This window comes from Mycobacterium sp. NGS27 (assembly GCF_059813005.1).
Genome location: NZ_JCALDT010000010.1, coordinates 23,570 through 39,147, shown reverse-complemented (window position 1 = coordinate 39,147; position 15,578 = coordinate 23,570). Strand labels below are relative to the sequence as shown.

12 protein-coding genes are annotated in these 15,578 nt (G+C 67.1%); 7 read left to right on the top strand and 5 right to left on the bottom strand.

The features are described from left to right. Window positions 1-42: 42 nt before the first annotated feature. A complete protein-coding gene (locus AC5Y30_RS22725; protein ID WP_499921182.1) occupies window positions 43-2,661 on the bottom strand; it encodes an AAA family ATPase in 2,619 nt (872 codons plus the stop codon). Next, window positions 2,658-3,809 carry a metallophosphoesterase family protein gene (locus AC5Y30_RS22720; RefSeq protein ID WP_499921180.1) on the bottom strand — a complete coding sequence of 384 codons (1,152 nt, stop codon included), beginning with the start codon at window positions 3,807-3,809 and terminating at the stop codon, window positions 2,658-2,660. The genes AC5Y30_RS22725 and AC5Y30_RS22720 overlap by 4 nt, the downstream gene beginning before the upstream one ends. Before the next feature lie 239 nt (window positions 3,810-4,048). Between AC5Y30_RS22720 and AC5Y30_RS22715 the strand changes: the two genes are divergently transcribed. Then, a complete protein-coding gene (locus AC5Y30_RS22715; protein ID WP_499921179.1) occupies window positions 4,049-5,419 on the top strand; it encodes an HNH endonuclease signature motif containing protein in 1,371 nt (456 codons plus the stop codon). A 16-nt stretch (window positions 5,420-5,435) separates the two neighbouring features. Beyond that, window positions 5,436-5,939: a SixA phosphatase family protein gene (locus tag AC5Y30_RS22710; RefSeq protein ID WP_499921177.1), complete on the top strand. Its 504-nt coding sequence runs from the start codon at window positions 5,436-5,438 to the stop codon at window positions 5,937-5,939. Window positions 5,940-5,966: 27 nt separating this feature from the next. Here AC5Y30_RS22710 and AC5Y30_RS22705 read toward each other — a convergent pair whose 3' ends face one another. Together AC5Y30_RS22705 and AC5Y30_RS22700 are read right to left on the bottom strand one after the other, a co-directional pair. Then, window positions 5,967-6,527, bottom strand: a complete 561-nt coding sequence (locus AC5Y30_RS22705) for a DUF3558 domain-containing protein (RefSeq protein WP_499921175.1) — start codon at window positions 6,525-6,527, stop codon at window positions 5,967-5,969. A gap of 8 nt (window positions 6,528-6,535) precedes the next feature. Beyond that, window positions 6,536-7,093, bottom strand: coding sequence for a DUF3558 domain-containing protein (locus tag AC5Y30_RS22700; RefSeq protein ID WP_499921173.1), 558 nt, complete (start codon window positions 7,091-7,093; stop codon window positions 6,536-6,538). A 182-nt stretch (window positions 7,094-7,275) separates the two neighbouring features. Here AC5Y30_RS22700 and AC5Y30_RS22695 point away from each other — a divergent pair, with 182 nt between their 5' ends. The 5 genes from AC5Y30_RS22695 (at window position 7,276) to AC5Y30_RS22675 (ending at window position 14,775) form a co-directional block, all read left to right on the top strand. Next, complete coding sequence (locus tag AC5Y30_RS22695; protein ID WP_499921171.1) at window positions 7,276-9,042, top strand: ABC transporter ATP-binding protein; 1,767 nt, start codon at window positions 7,276-7,278, stop codon at window positions 9,040-9,042. Continuing rightward, window positions 9,039-10,934 carry an ABC transporter ATP-binding protein gene (locus AC5Y30_RS22690; RefSeq protein ID WP_499921169.1) on the top strand — a complete coding sequence of 632 codons (1,896 nt, stop codon included), beginning with the start codon at window positions 9,039-9,041 and terminating at the stop codon, window positions 10,932-10,934. Before AC5Y30_RS22695 ends, AC5Y30_RS22690 begins: the two co-directional genes overlap by 4 nt. A 143-nt stretch (window positions 10,935-11,077) precedes the next feature. Then, window positions 11,078-11,422: a DUF732 domain-containing protein gene (locus AC5Y30_RS22685; RefSeq protein WP_499921167.1), complete on the top strand. Its 345-nt coding sequence runs from the start codon at window positions 11,078-11,080 to the stop codon at window positions 11,420-11,422. A gap of 124 nt (window positions 11,423-11,546) precedes the next feature. Next, window positions 11,547-12,728 carry a BTAD domain-containing putative transcriptional regulator gene (locus tag AC5Y30_RS22680; RefSeq protein WP_499921165.1) on the top strand — a complete coding sequence of 394 codons (1,182 nt, stop codon included), beginning with the start codon at window positions 11,547-11,549 and terminating at the stop codon, window positions 12,726-12,728. A gap of 172 nt (window positions 12,729-12,900) precedes the next feature. After that, a complete protein-coding gene (locus tag AC5Y30_RS22675; RefSeq protein WP_499921163.1) occupies window positions 12,901-14,775 on the top strand; it encodes a serine/threonine-protein kinase PknH/PknJ in 1,875 nt (624 codons plus the stop codon). A gap of 29 nt (window positions 14,776-14,804) precedes the next feature. Here AC5Y30_RS22675 and abmR read toward each other — a convergent pair whose 3' ends face one another. Next, window positions 14,805-15,386 carry an ATP-binding transcription factor AbmR gene (gene abmR, locus AC5Y30_RS22670; protein WP_499921161.1) on the bottom strand — a complete coding sequence of 194 codons (582 nt, stop codon included), beginning with the start codon at window positions 15,384-15,386 and terminating at the stop codon, window positions 14,805-14,807. Window positions 15,387-15,578: the final 192 nt, after the last annotated feature.

The following is a 15,578-nucleotide window of genomic DNA, read 5'->3' as shown; positions in this document are numbered from 1 at the left end:
TCGACCTGACCAGCGGCACCGGCCGGCGGGCGGCCACCACGGCTAAGCGCTGAGCACGATCCGGTGCGCGCCCTTGACACCGTCGTAGCGATCGGGGCTACAGGTGAGCACGATCACCTGCCCGTGGGTTCCCACGGTGTCGAACAGCTCCCCCATCTTGGTCAACCGGTCCGGGTCGGTGAAACCGAGCGCGTCGTCGACCACCACGGGGACGGCGTCCTCCTTGGCGACCAGGGCGGCGCCGGCCAGCCGCGCCAAGATGCCGAGCTGCTCCTTCGCGCCACCCGATAAGGATTCGTACGGCACCGTGATGCCATTCAGGGTGCGGCTGCGGATGCACAAGTCGCTATCGATGTCGACCTCGAAACTCGGGCCGAACACCGGGCGGCCGAGCCTCTGCAGTTCCGCGCGGTAGGGCTCGACGTAACGCTGCCTGGTGGTGTCGCGGTGGCGCGTCATGACCGAGCGCAGCAGCTGCGCAGCCCGCGCGCGGCCACCTACCTGGCTGTGTTCGGCGGCGGCGTGCTCGCGTTCGATCTGGGCGGCGTCGAGCTTGCCTTGGCGTCCCTCACCGCCGAACACCGAGAGTTCGATGGTGACCTCACGCAGCGCGCGGGCGGCTTCCTCGTAGCACTCGCGCACCGAGTCGGCTTCCCTCTTGGCATCGGCCAATTCGCGCGCGACCGCATCGGGCGCGGCCGCGGCCAGCGCGTCGGCGAGTTCGGTGACGCGTTGTCGCGCGGCCTCCGCCGCGGCCATCGCCGTAGCCGAAGAGGCCGCGAGCTCGTCGTCACCGGCCGAGGAGCGTTCGGCCGCCAGCCGCTCGGAAGCGGCGTCCAGCTCCGCGCGCTGAGTATCCAATGTGTTCTGTAGAACCGTTGCCCGCGTTGACAATTCAGCCAGACCGGCCGCGGCTGCGGTGGCGGCCTGGCGGTGGGCCTCGCATTCGCTCGATGCGCCCGCCTGGGCCTGCAGGAGCGCGGCGAGTTCGGCGCGGGCGGCGTCGATATCCGTGAGAACGGGTTCGGTCCCGGCGAGGTCGTCACGCAGCTGCACCAGCCGCGACCGCAGCGCGTCAACCTGTTCGTCACCGCACAGGCCGGCCAGCGTCGCGGCGAGCCGATCACGGGTGCTCTGCAGCTCGCGGCGACGCTGATCGGCGGATCGCGCCGCGGCGAGGTCGCTCACCTCACCGGCCGCCAGCGCCGCGGCCAATTCCTCTTGTGCCACAGCATGTTTGGTGTGCACGTCCAGCGTGGTCGCGCCCGGCGTGACTTTGGCGGTCAGGACGCCGGGAACCTCCACCGCGGTAGGCCCGGCGGCGGTTATCGACCAGCTTTGTCCGGCCCGCAGCGAGATCTCCCGGCCGCCGACGACCAGTTGAATGTCTGCTGCAGCGCTGAATTCGATGGCCGCCGAGGTGAGCGCCAGCTGGTCGCCGGTGCGGTCGACGGCGGCCGCGGCGTCCTCGATTCGTCGCAGCACCGCCTCCGTGACGGCGATGGTGCTGAGCTCGGCGCAGACCCGCACGCGATCCCGCTCGATGGCGTCGATCTTCGCTAACCGGGCGGTCAACCGGTCGGCCTCTTCGCGGTTGGCGAGCTGGTCGACCTTGCATCGCGCCGATTCGGTCCGGAGTTGCAGCTCGGCAAGGGCCTCGGTGGCCCGTTGCAGGGCGGCGCCGGCCGCTTCGGCCTCCGCATGGGCCGCGGCCTGGGCTTCGTCGGCTTCCCTCGCCTGCGTTTGCATTTCGGCCACGGCGCCGGCGCGCGCGTCGATTTCGGTGAGCAGTTGCCGGCGTGCGGTGTGGGCGCCGTTGGCCGCCGCCGCGGTGGCGGCACTGGCCTCGGCGACAAGCTCAGCTTCGCGCCGCTGCGCGGCCAGCGCCGCGATTTCGTCGGCGGCCCCCTGCGCGGCGGCAAGCCGCGGCGCGACGGCGATTTGGCGTTCCGAGAAGTCGGCCACCTGGTCGGTCAACACGGCATGGCGAGCTACCCGGTCGTCGACCTCGGCGACGGCGGCCGCACACTCGGCGACCGCGGCCTCGGCGTCGGCCAGCCGGGTGATCGCGGCCGCCCATTCGCCCGTCGGCCGTCCGGTCGGCGTGAAGTAGCGCGCGTACTCCGCATCGATGCGTTCGATGAGCAAAGGCTCGGTGCCGCAAAGCCCCCCGCTGTCTCCGGCGGCCACGTCAAGCGCTCGAGAGAGCGCGTCGCACCCGGACAAGTCCACCGCAGCCGTCGAGGCCGACTGCAGAACCCGCTGGGCGTGCCAGAGGTCGCTGTCAACCGTTTCGGCCAGCATCGCGCGGACCCGTTCGTGGGCTTCGTCGCCGGTCAGCTGTTCGCGGCACGGCCGGATTACCGTCAGCTCCGTCTCGCACTTCTTGTGAAAGCGCTTGCGGTATACGAAACGGTAAGGGCCGCAACTGATTTCTGCGGACACCTCCGAGCCCACATCGCTGTGGGTCGGCTTGACCTGCTTGACTTCCTTCTTCGTCGAGCGGTCACGTGCTTCCAGGAGCAGGTCCAGGGCTTCGATCATCGACGACTTGCCGATCTCGTTGGCGCCGCACACCACCACGACGCCGTGGTCGGGGAAGTCGATTTGGCGGTGCGCAATGCCGCGGTAGTTGGTCAGGGTCAGCCGGTGCAGCTTCACGCCACGCCCCGGTCGGTGAGACGCAGCAGTAACGCCAGCGCCGCCTGCGCGTCGACGGCGGTCGCGGAGTCCTCCTGGCGCGCCGTCGCCACTAACTCTTCGACCGCCGCGGCGGCGAAACCTCCGATGCCGAGATCGCTGAATTCGCCGTCGGCCGGCATCACCGCCAGCTGCGTGTGGCTGTCCCACGTGCGCAGGTGGGCGAACAGGCGCGCGTATTTGTCCAGGCAGGAATCGAGCGCGGCGCGGTCGGTGACCGTCAGTGAACCGGTCAGCGCCAGGCGAACCACCATCCGGTCCTTCTCGGTCATCAGGTCGAGGTTCATGTCGAGGTCGGCGATGTCGCGGCTGGTGTCGACCTGTCGGTGCATCGTGACGAACCGCCAGCTGCCAATGTGCCGCGGCGTGACGGCGACGGCCCGCTGGGGGTCGGCCTCGTCGATGTCGACGATCAGAACATGACCGGGATCCGATTCGACGTCGTCGAAGTTGGTGACTTCCGGGGAGCCGGAGTACCAAACCCGGCCGCTGTCGCCAACCTGGGTCAGTGAGTGCTTGTCCCCCAGCGCCACATAGTGCACCGCGCCGCGGCTCAGCGCGTCGTCGACCTTTGCCAGCCGGATCAGCGAGGGCTTGTCCCGATCGGGATCCAGGACGTCGACACCGCCGTGCGCGACGAGGATGCGGGTAACTGCGGCTGCGGGCAGGTCGTCGAGGACGTCGGCGACCAGGTCGGTGGTCGGCACCTTCGACCGCCACGGCGCGGCGACGATCTCCAGCCCGGGACGCACCTGATGCACGCCGGCCCGATCGAGCACAACGACGTTTTCGGGACGCTCGGCGGTGAACAGTGTGCTGGTGTACACCGATGAGGCGTCCAGGGGGTCGTGGTTGCCCGGCAACAGGTACACCGGAATTCCGATGGCGCGCATGGCTTCCAGCGACTGCCCGATCACCTTGGACGAAAGCTGATTGTGTTCGAAGACATCACCCGAAACCACGACGAACTCGGCGCCGACTTCGGCGGCCAGCGCGCCCAGACCGGCGACCGCGTCGCGGCGCGCCGCCGAATAGCGCGGCTGCGCGTCACCGGCGAGGAAGTGCCTGGTCATGCCCAGCTGCCAGTCGGCTGTGTGCAGAAATCGCATGCCCGCTTGACCCCCCTTCGAAGTGTGTGTTTACCAGGGCATCGCGAGTTTAGGTCTGCGCACCGACAAGACGCGGGACCTCGGTCGGCAGGTCTTGGTCAGAGAATCTCGCGAGATCGGCCTGGGCCTGTGCCGCGCGTCGAGCGGGGGCGGTCACGAATTCCAAATGAATTGCGCGAGTGTGAATCTATGGCGATTCGGGCCCGGCTTTTGTCGGTGGGCGTGGCTAGTTTGGCGGTGTGAGTGATCAGCAGGATGTCGACGCGGTGTTCGACGCGCTCGATGCCGCCTGGGATCGCGCCTGCGCGCTGAACCTCGACGCGCTCAACTCGCGCCAACTGCTGGCGGTGTTACAGCGCTGCGAACAGCAACGCCGGCGCATCCCGGCCGTCGAGCATCCACTGATCAATTCCCTGGCCCGCCAAGCCCCCTCCCTCGAGCTCGGCGGCACAGTGGCCCATGCCATCGCCGAGGCCACCCTGATCAGCCGCACCGAAGCCAACCGACGCATCAGCGAGGCACGCGACCTGGGCCCGCGCCACGGCCTGACCGGCGAACCGATCCCACCCGCCCTGGCCGCCACCGCCGCGGCCCAACGCGACGGCACGCTGGGCGCGGGCCAGGTGGCGGTGATCCGCACGTTCTACCACCGCCTGCCCGGCTGGGTGGACGCCGCCACCCGCGAGCAGGCCGAGGCGCGGTTGGCCAAGGAGGGCAGCCGGTTTCGGCCAGAACAACTGGCGGCGCTGGCCAAGACGCTCGCCGACTGCCTCAATCCCGACGGCACCTACCGCGACGAGGACCGGGCGCGTCAGCGCGGCCTGATGCTGGGCAACCAGCAAGCCGACGGCATGTCAGCGCTGCGCGGCTGGCTGACCCCCGAGGCCCGCGCCACCCTGGAAGCCGTCTTGGCCAAACTCGCCGCGCCGGGCATGTGCAACCCCCTCGACGACACCCCCTGCATCGACGGCGCACCCACCCAAGAGGCCATCGAACACGACCCGCGATCGGCGGCCCAGCGCAACCACGACGGACTCAACGCAGCACTGCGCGGCATCTTGGCATCCGGAGAACTCGGGCAGCACAACGGCTTACCGGCCTCCATCATCGTCACCACCACACTCCAAGAGCTCGAGGCCGCCGCCGGGCGCGGCCTGACCGGTGGCGGCACCCTCTTGCCGATGAGCGATGTGATCCGCCTGGCCCGCCACGCCCACCACTATTTGGCGGTCTTCGACAAGGGCAAGGCGCTGGCGCTGTATCACACCAAACGACTCGCTTCACCGGGCCAGCGAATCGTGTTGTACGCCAAGGACCGCGGCTGTAGCGCCCCCGGCTGCACCGTGCCCGGCTACTACAGCGAAGTCCACCACGTCACCGACTACGCCACCTGCCACACCACCGACATCAACGACCTCACCTTCGCCTGCGGACCCCATCACCGCCTCCTACGACCCGGCGGCTGGATGACCCGCAAAAACGCCAAAGGCGATACCCAATGGATTCCACCTCCGCACCTCGAACGGGGCCGACCCCGAACCAACACCTTCCACCATCCGGAAAAGCTGCTCGACGGCGATGGTGATGACAACGATGTGCCGCCGCACTGAATTACTCTGATTGCTCGTGACTGGCCAGCGCACCCTGCTGCTGATGCGGCATGCGAAGTCCGATTACCCGCCCGGCGTCGCCGACCACGATCGACCGTTGGCGCCCCGCGGCATCCGGCAGGCCGGACTGGCCGGCGACTGGCTGCGCGCGAACGCCCCCGCCATCGACGGCGTGTTGTGCTCCACTGCGACACGCACCCGCGAGACGTTACGGAACACCCGCATCGATGCGCCGGTGCGATACAGCGATCGCCTGTATGCGACCACGCCGGGCACGGTCATCGACGAGATCAACACGGTGGACGACGCCGTCGGCACGCTGCTGGTCATCGGGCACGAACCAACGATGTCGGCGCTGGCGCTGGGACTCGGTCATGCCGAAGGTACGAATTCCACTGCAGCCGAACGAATTACGGCCAAGTTTCCGACGTCGGCGATCGCGGTGCTCACCGTGCCGAGCGCGTGGAAAGCGTTGGAACTGGGCGTGGCGACGCTGATCGACTTCGCGGTTCCGCGCTGAGGTTCGAGGTGCCGCGCTGAGCCGCGATCAGGAGTTGGTGGCCAGCGTCAGCTCCATCAGCTTGATGGCCTGCCCGCACGCGTCGATGCCCGGCGCCTGCGGGTTGATCCACCATCCGACCACCCCGGCCGCGTCGCTGGCCACGCCGCACGCACCGTTCGCGTCGTCGGGCCGCATCACGATCGAGTCGATGCCGGCGATCGAACGCGTCTCGATCTTGTACTTCAAGAATTCGGCGACCTTGCGCTCGTTGGACAGGCTGCCCTGCTCGAACCAGAACCGGGTGATGTCGATCAGGCCTGCTGGGTTGGCCGCCTGCCAGCGACAGATCGCACCAACGAACGTGCTCTGAATGTCGAGCGGGTCCGCACCCACGGTCTTGGCCAGGATGTCACTGGTCAAGACCTCGCATTCCTTGAGCAGGTTCGGATACTGCTGCTGGGAGTTGTTGTTGCGGGGCATATTGCCACCCGCCTTGACCGCGTTGCCGCCAATCGAGCGGGAACAGCCGGTCAACACCAGCAACGCGGCGATCACTACCGCCGCGGCAATGCGGGCGGTCCTTCCGCTGCGCGATTCGGCGCGCATCGCGCCCATCATTTCGAGTTCGCAATCGATTGACGGGCCAATTCTTTCGCGATGTCGCACGGCGGCGGGAACGGCTTCTGGCTGAAACTGATTGACCATTCAATAAAGTCGTCTTGGAACTGAATGCCGACCTCGCACAGCGAGTCGCCCAGGTTGGGCTCGTTGCCGACAGCGATGAAACCGCCGTGGCCGTTGATGTTGATGTCATCGACGCTGGCACGCGAGAGTTCCTCGGTCTTGCGTTCGCGTCCGATGGGGCTACCGCGATACCAGGAGAAGGAGAAGTGCGGCCCGAGGATGCCGCCGCCCGCGAGCCACTGGCACCCGACGGAGTTGCGGGCGGTGTTGATCAGTCCGCTGACCTTGGTGAGCTCCGCTACGGTCTGGTCGCTGATGCCGCCGCATTGCGGGAACATCGCACCATGGCTGCCCTGGCCGTTCTGCGGCGTCGACGACGCCGTCGCCCCCGGTTTGTTGCCGCCAGAATCCGAGCAGCCGGCGAGCGCGGAGATCAGGATCGTCAATGCTGACGCCACAAGAGCCAGCGCCCTCGTGTCACGCCGCACCGCTACCCTGCTTCCGTTCCACCCGCTGCTGGTCCACACGATGCACTGTAGCGGCAGCCCAGCGGGTCAACCACCGACGCGCCTGAGCAGGTAATTCGAAGCCGCCAACAAGTGTGGCGCGGACTTCGACGGTCCGGCGGTTGGCCGGGACGCCCGGGCGGACGGTATGCGACAGTTACCCAATGCTCCTGGCACTGCTGCGCCAGTACATCCAGCCGTATCGCCGGCTGGTAGCGGTGCTGATGGCGCTGCAGCTGATCAGCAACCTCGCGTCGCTGTATCTGCCGACGGTCAACGCCGCCATCATCGACCAGGGCGTTGCGAAGGGCGACACCGCCACGATCGTCCGGCTCGGCATGGTGATGCTCGGGGTCACCGCGTTGCAGGTGTTGTGCTCGGTCGGAGCGGTCTATTTCGGCTCGCGCACCGGGATGGGCTTCGGACGCGACCTGCGGGCCGCGGTGTTCGAACACGTCACCACCTTTTCCGAGCCCGAGACCGCCCGATTCGGAGCTCCGACGCTGCTGACGCGCAGCACCAACGACGTGCGGCAGATCCAATACCTGGTCCAGATCACCGGCACGGTGCTGGTGACGGCTCCGATCATGTGCCTCGGCGGGATCTTCATGGCCGTCCGCCAGGAGGCGGCGCTGACGTGGCTGCTGTTGGTCAGCGTGCCGATCATGGCGGTCGCCAACTACCTGGTGATGTCGCGCATGCTGCCCCTGTTGCGCCGCATGCAGGGCCTGATCGACGGCATCAACCGGGTGATGCGCGACCAGCTGGCCGGCGTCCGGGTGGTCCGGGCGTTCGCCCGCGAAGATTTCGAGCGTGACCGCTTCGCTCGCGCCAACACCGCGTTGTCGACGACCGCCCTGACGGCGGGCAACTTGCAGGCGTTGATGCTGCCCGTCACGACACTGACGATCAACGTGTCCAGCGTCGCGCTGATCTGGTTCGGCGGGTTGCGAATCGACCGCGGCCAGATGCAGGTCGGCTCATTGACCGCCTTCCTGGCCTACTTCACCCAGATCCTGATGGCGGTGTTGATGGCGACGATGACGCTGGTGGTGTTGCCGCGGGCCGCCGTCTGCGCCGAGCGGATCACCGAGGTACTTGCCACATCCCCCGCCGTCACCGATCCCCCGAATCCGCGATCCCCGCGCGGCGCGATCACCGGAACGGTGCGTTTGGCCGGCGCGACGTTCACCTATCCTGGCGCCGATCGGCCAGTGCTGCAGGGCATTTCCCTGACCGCGCTGCCCGGCACCACCACCGCCATCGTCGGCAGCACCGGCTCGGGCAAGTCGACGCTGGTCTCGCTGATCTGCCGGCTCTACGACGTCACCGGCGGAGCCGTCACGGTCGACGGCATCGACGTCCGCGATTACCGGACCGAGCGGTTGTGGTCGGCGATCGGGCTGGTGCCCCAGCGCGGCTACCTGTTTGCCGGCACGGTTGCCGACAACCTGCGCTACGGCGCCGTACCGCACCAGCAAGTCACCGACGAACAGATGTGGGAAGCGTTGCGGGTAGCCGCCGCAGACGATTTCGTGCGAGCCCACGATGACGGGCTACACATGCGCGTGGCGCAAGGCGGCATCAACTTCTCTGGCGGGCAGCGGCAACGGCTCGCGATCGCCCGGGCGGTGATCCGCCGCCCGGCGATCTACTTATTCGACGACTCGTTCGCCGCGCTCGACGCGCGTACCGACGCCCGTGTCCGCGCCTCGCTGCAGGAGGCTGCCGGCAATGCCACCATCATCGTTGTCACCCAACGTATCTCCATCGCGGCGAAAGTCGACCAGGTGATCGTGATCGACAAAGGGAACCTGGTGGGCGCGGGCACGCACGAATCACTGCTGACCGACTGCACTACTTACGCCGAATTCGCCGACTCGCAGTCGGTCGGTGCCGTGCGCTCGGGCCAAGCCGGGGGCACGCCGTGACCCGCGCGGCAGCCAGTCGGGCCGCACCCGCCACCCGTTCGCGTGACTTCTGGGGCTCGTCCGCGCGCCTGGTGAAACAACTTGCGCCGCAACGGCGGCTGTGCGTCGCGGTGATCACGTTGGGAATCACCGGCACGGCGATCGGGGTGGTCGTCCCGCGAATCCTGGGGCATGCCACCGATTTGCTGTTCAACGGCGTCATCGGGCGTCAGCTCCCGGCCGGAATCACCAAGGCGCAGGCCGTCGCCGCCGCACGCAGCCGAGGCGCCAACACTTTCGCCGACTTGTTGTCGGGAATGAACGTGGTGCCCGGCCACGGCGTGGACTTCGGTGCTGTCGCCCGGACCCTGGCGCTGGCTCTGGGCCTTTATCTTGTTTCCGCGGTGCTGATTTGGGCGCAGGCCCGGCTGCTCAACGTCACCGTGCAGCGCACCATGGTGGCGCTGCGTGCCGATGTCGAGGACAAGATTCACCGGTTGCCGCTGTCCTATTTCGACGGACGTCAGCGTGGTGAAGTGCTGAGCCGCGTCACCAACGACATCGACAACATCCAATCGTCGTTGTCGATGACGATCAGCCAGCTGCTGACAGCGGTGCTGACCGTGGTGGCGGTGCTGGCGATGATGCTCTCCATCTCGCCGCTGCTGGTGGTGATCACGGTGTTGACGGTGCCGTTGTCATTGTTGGCGACGCGGGCGATCGCGCGACGTTCCCAACGGCTGTTCGTCGCACAGTGGACCAGCATCGGCCGCCTCAACGCCCACATCGAGGAGACCTACAGCGGTTTCACCGTGGTCACCACGTTCGGCCACCAGGCCGCGGCGCGCGAGCAATTCCGCGCCCTCAACGAAGACGTCTACGACGCGAGCTTCGGCGCTCAATTCTTCTCCGGGCTGGTGGGGCCGGCGACGACATTCATCGGCAACCTCGGCTACGTCGCCGTCGCCGTGGTGGGCGGTCTGCAGGTCGCCACGGGCCAGATCACCCTGGGCAACATCCAGGCGTTCATTCAGTATGTGCGGCAATTCAATTCACCCCTGAACCAGTTGGCCGGGATGTACAACACCCTGCAATCCGGGGCCGCCAGCGCCGAACGCGTCTTCACGCTGCTCGACGAACCCGAGGAATCCCCGGCGCCCCTCGCCCAACCGGGCCCGGCGAGCACCCCGCAGCCGGGTGGCCGCGTGGAATTCGTCCACGTGAGCTTCGCCTACCGCCCGGGCACCCCGGTGATCGAGGACCTGTCCTTGGTCGCCGAACCTGGCAGCACGGTGGCGATCGTCGGTCCGACTGGGGCGGGCAAGACCACGCTGGTGAACCTGCTGATGCGGTTCTACGACGTCGACGCGGGCCAGATCCTGCTCGACGGTGTCGACATCACCACGATGGACCGCCAGTCGTTGCGGTCGCGAATCGGCATGGTGCTCCAAGACACCTGGCTTTTCGAAGGGACGATCGCGGAGAACATCGCCTACGGTCGCCCCGACGCCGGCGAGGACGAGGTTCTCGACGCCGCCAAGGCCGCCTACGTCGACCGTTTTGTGCGAACGTTACCGGCCGGCTATGAGACCCGAATCAGCGGCGACGGCGGCAACATCAGCGCCGGGGAAAAGCAACTGATCACCATCGCGCGGGCATTTCTCGCGCGGCCGCAATTGTTGATCCTCGACGAGGCAACCAGTTCGGTCGATACCCGCACCGAGGCGCTTATCCAGCACGCGATGTGTGAGCTGCGTCGTGATCGCACGAGTTTCCTCATCGCGCACCGGCTTTCGACGATCCGCGATGCCGACCGGATCTTGGTGGTCGAGGCCGGCCGGATTGTCGAACAGGGCAATCACGCCGAGCTGCTGGCGCGCCACGGCGCGTACTACGCGATGACTCAGGCGTAACGCCGCGCGTCGGCGGGCGCCCGGAGAAAAGCAAATGATAAGCGGTCGCGATCGCTACCGAGAAGTTATTGAGAAGACACCACGGAACAAACGAAACCCTGGGATCGTCCTACTCGGTAACGCACTTGAAAGGGGTGGCAGCAATGTTCTCCCGCCGCATCATCACAATGGCCAGCACCGCCATCGGCACCGCCGCCATCGGGCTTGGGGCCGTCGGCATGGCCGGCACCGCAGCAGCGATGTCAGTTCAGACCGCCGATCAGGCGTTCCTGGGCCAGATGCAAAGCCTCGGCGTCACTTTCCCGTCGACGCAAGCCGCCGTGCGAGCGGGCCACCAGGTGTGCACCGAACTGGCCGCCGGACAGACCCCGACCGCCGTCACCGTCCAGATCTTCCGCCACACCAACCTGACTCCCCCGCAGGCGGCCGGCCTGGTGGCCGCGGCGACCAACGCCTACTGCCCGCAATTCTCCGGCCAGCCCGCCTAGGCGATCAACAGGCACTGGAGCAAACTCGCGCTTCACGCTGCGTCAGAACACATTTCAGCACGGTGGTTTGCCGGGATCGTCAACGAATCCGCGCACTTGGCGTCACAATCACACAAGTGACCTCATGGCATCCGACGCCGCGTACTGGGAAAGGCTGGTAAGCGCGATGGCGGACGAACGTCTCGACTTCGGCCTGCTCGGACCGTTACAGATGAGCGTTGACGGTGCTGTGGTGCCGTTGGGCACGCCCAAACAGCGGGCGGTGCTGGCCATGCTGCTGATCAACCGCAACAGCCCGGTCGGCGTCGACCGGCTCATCACCGCGCTCTGGGACGAGTCGCCGCCGTCGGGCGCGCGAGCCAGCATTCACTCGTACGTGTCCAACCTGCGCAAGCTGCTGACCGGCGCCGGCGTCGACTCGCGCACGGTGTTGTTCGCGGCGCCGCCGGGTTATCGGCTCAATATCCCCAATGACGCCTGCGATCTCGACCGCTTCACCGCCGAAAAGACCGCCGGCGTGCACGCGATAGCCGCGGGCCGCTTCGAGCAGGCCAGCCGGCACCTGTCGGCCGCCCTGGCCGAATGGCGCGGCCCGGTGCTCGCCGACCTGGAAGACTTCCGTTTCGTCAACGCCTTCACCACTTCCCTCATCGAGGAGAAGGTGCTGGCCCACACGGCGCAAGCCGAGGCCGAAATCGCCTGCGGACGCGCCGCTACCGTGATCGCCGAATTGGAAGCCCTGACGGCAGAACATCCTTACCGCGAGCAGCTGTGGGCTCAGTTGATGACCGCCTACTACCTCACCGATCGCCAATCCGATGCGCTGGCGGCCTACCGCCGCGTGCAGAAGTCGCTTGCCGATGACCTCGGAATCGACCCGGGCCAGAATTTGCGGACCCTCAATGACCGGATCCTGCGCCAAGAACCGCTGGACGCCAAGAAGAACGCCATGACGACCGCGGCCGTCGAGATCACCGTGCTCGAGCAATACACGTCAGACAACAAAGCCGTCGCTTATCTGCACGAGCCGTCCGGCCGCCGGTATCCGCTGCACGGGTCGACAACGATTGGGCGGCTTGGCGACAACGACATCGTCCTGGACTCCCCCAAGGTGAGTCGCCACCACGCCGTCATCGTCGATACCGGAACCGGTTACATCATCGACGACCTGCGGTCCTCCAACGGCGTGCACGTGCAGGACCAACGAATCCGCTCGGCCGCGACCTTGCAAGACGGCGACCGCGTCCGCATCTGCGACCGCGTGTTCACCTTCCAGATCGCCGCTGACAACGGCGACGAGGGATAGCCCCCGGCAAGCCGACCCGCGCTGACACGAGCGGCAATTGTTCCCGTTATCGTGCGGTGGGACGCCTGCGCGCTTACCGTCATGATTGCTCAGTCACGGTTGCGATCATGTGTCGGTCCGCAAAGTCTCGGATGAGACCGGCGGGCCAGGGGTTGGGTTGGAAGGATGAGGAATGAGTGACGAGCAGTCCTCACGGGCGGGGTCGATGTTCGGCCCTTACCACCTAAAGCGGCTGCTGGGCCGCGGTGGCATGGGTGAGGTCTACGAGGCCGAACACACCGTCAAGGAGTGGACGGTTGCGGTCAAACTTCTCTCCGAAAGCTTCAGCAGAGACCCGGTGTTTCGCGAGCGGTTGAAGCGCGAAGCCCGCACCGCCGGTCGTTTGCAGGAACCGCACGTGGTGCCGGTGCACGACTACGGCGAGATCGACGGCCAGATGTTTCTGGAGATGCGCTTGGTCGAGGGCACCGACCTGGACAGCGTGCTCAAACGCTTCGGCCCGCTGACCCCACCCCGCGCGGTCGCCATCATCACCCAGATCGCCTCCGCGCTCGACGCCGCCCACGCCGCCGGGGTGATGCACCGCGACATCAAACCGCAGAACATTCTGGTCACCCGCGACGACTTCGCCTACCTGGTCGACTTCGGCATCGCCAGCGCCACCACCGACGAGAAGCTCACGCAGCTCGGCACCGCGGTCGGCACCTGGAAATACATGGCGCCAGAACGGTTTTCCGACGCAGAAGTCACCTACCGTGCCGACATCTACGCACTGGCCTGCGTGCTGTTCGAGTGCTTGACCGGATCCCCGCCCTATCGGGCCGACAGCGCGGGCGTCCTGGTCTCCGCCCACATGATGGACCCCATCCCCGCGCCCAGCGAGCAGCGCCCGGGCGTCCCCAAGGCCTTCGACGCGGTGATCGCCCGCGGCATGGCCAAAAAGCCTGAGGACCGCTACGCCAGCGCGGGCGACTTGGCCCTGGCCGCCAAGGAAGCGCTCAGCAACCCCGATCAAGACCGCGCCGCCACCATCTTGCGCCGCAGCCAGGAAGCCGCACTGCCCACCGCGGAATTCCCCGGCGCGCAGGCCCACGCCGCCGCGGCGCCTCCGCCGGCGTACCAGCCCACGTTCAACACACCGCCGCCATCGCCATTCGATCCGCCGTCGGCGGCCACTTCCGGTCCGATACCGTCGCAGAGCGCTCAATCGTGGACCCCCACCAGCGGCCCGATCCCGTCGGCCGGACAGCCCGCGCCGCCCTACTACCAAGGCGGCAATGCCAATTGGGGCGGCCCGCCACAGTTCACCAGCTCGACGCCCTGGGGTCAGCCCGCGCCCAAGCCGCACCGCAATGTCTGGCCCATCGTTGCGGCCGTCGCCGTGGTGCTCGTGGTCATCGCGAGTGGGGTGGGTATCTGGCTGGTGGTTCGGCCCAAACCGGAACCACCCCAGGCCGCGCCGCTGGGTCCCGAACGCCTCAGCGGACTGCTGCTCAGCCCCGCCGATGTCAACACCGTGATGGGCTCGTCATCGATGCAGCCGGGCAAACCGATCACGTCGACGGATACCTCCTCGGTGACGGTGTCCGTGCCCGACTGCCAGGGCGCGCTCTACACCACCCAGGATCCGGTCTATGCGGGCACCGGTTACTCGGCGGTGAGCGGACTGGTGTCTTCGGAGGCGGGCGATAACTACGATCACTGGGTCAACCAGGCCGTCGTGTTGTTCCCGTCCGCCGATAAGGCCAAAAGCTTCGTCGAGAACTCCGCGGAGAAATGGAAGGGCTGCGCCGGAAAAACGGTGACCGTCACCAACAAGAACAAGACCTATCGGTGGACGTTCGCCCAGGTTCAGGGCGCCCCACCGAAAATAACCCTGATGGACACCCAGGAGGCCGCGGACGGCTGGGAGTGCCAGCGCGCGCTCAGCGTGGCCAACAACGTGGTCGTCGACATCAACGCGTGCGGGTACCACATCAGCGACCAGGGCGGCCAGATCGCCGACAAGATCGTCACCAAGATCGACGCCGAGAAGCCGGAAGGCTGACCGGCCGCGCCGCTACGGCGGCGGCTCGGTCACGACTGAAGGTCAGGCCCCTGCGCGCGGAGGTCGTCGACCGCCGACATCGCGTCGCGCAATTTGGCCAGCCACTCGTCGGCGTGTTCACCGACCAGTTTCACCGACCACGCGAGGGCGTCGGCGCGGGAGCGGGCCACACCGGCATCGACCAACGTGTCCAGCACCTGGCGTTCGGGCTGCTTCAGCCGCGTCATGACCGGAACGGCGATGTGGGTGAACAGAATTCGCTCGGTGCCCGTCTTGGAGCCGACCTCCACACCCCAGGAAACCTTGCGACCGTATCGATCTTGCGCTTCGTCGGCGATGTGCATTCGCTCGGACCGGGTGTCCTCGCGGAACCGTGAAGCTCGCCCGGCCGCACGGGCCTCGCTCGCTTCGCTTTCGGTGCTCGCCGGATCCGGGAGCTTCCCGATGACGGTGATTTCTTCGCGGTCCACGACCACCGTGGGGTCGCCGTCGAACCAACCATCCGGAAGACGTCCGGCGAACCATTCCGCGGCGTCGCTGGCGTCGGGCTGCTGGGCTTGCTGCCAGCCCCCGGGCCGGCCGTAGCGCCTATGTGCGTGATGAGCTTTCATGATTACATGATTACACCGTTACAACGTTAGGGAAACAGCGTTTCACCGGCGGCGAACAACGGACCAGAGAAGCAGCCGCCTCGGGCGGTTCGCTTCCCGGTCAAGGGGCGTCCCGAGGACAGAAGCCGACCGGGGAAACCCGTTGATCTGGGCTGTTCGACGGCGTAAATTTGGGTGGCGAAGCAGGCCCGG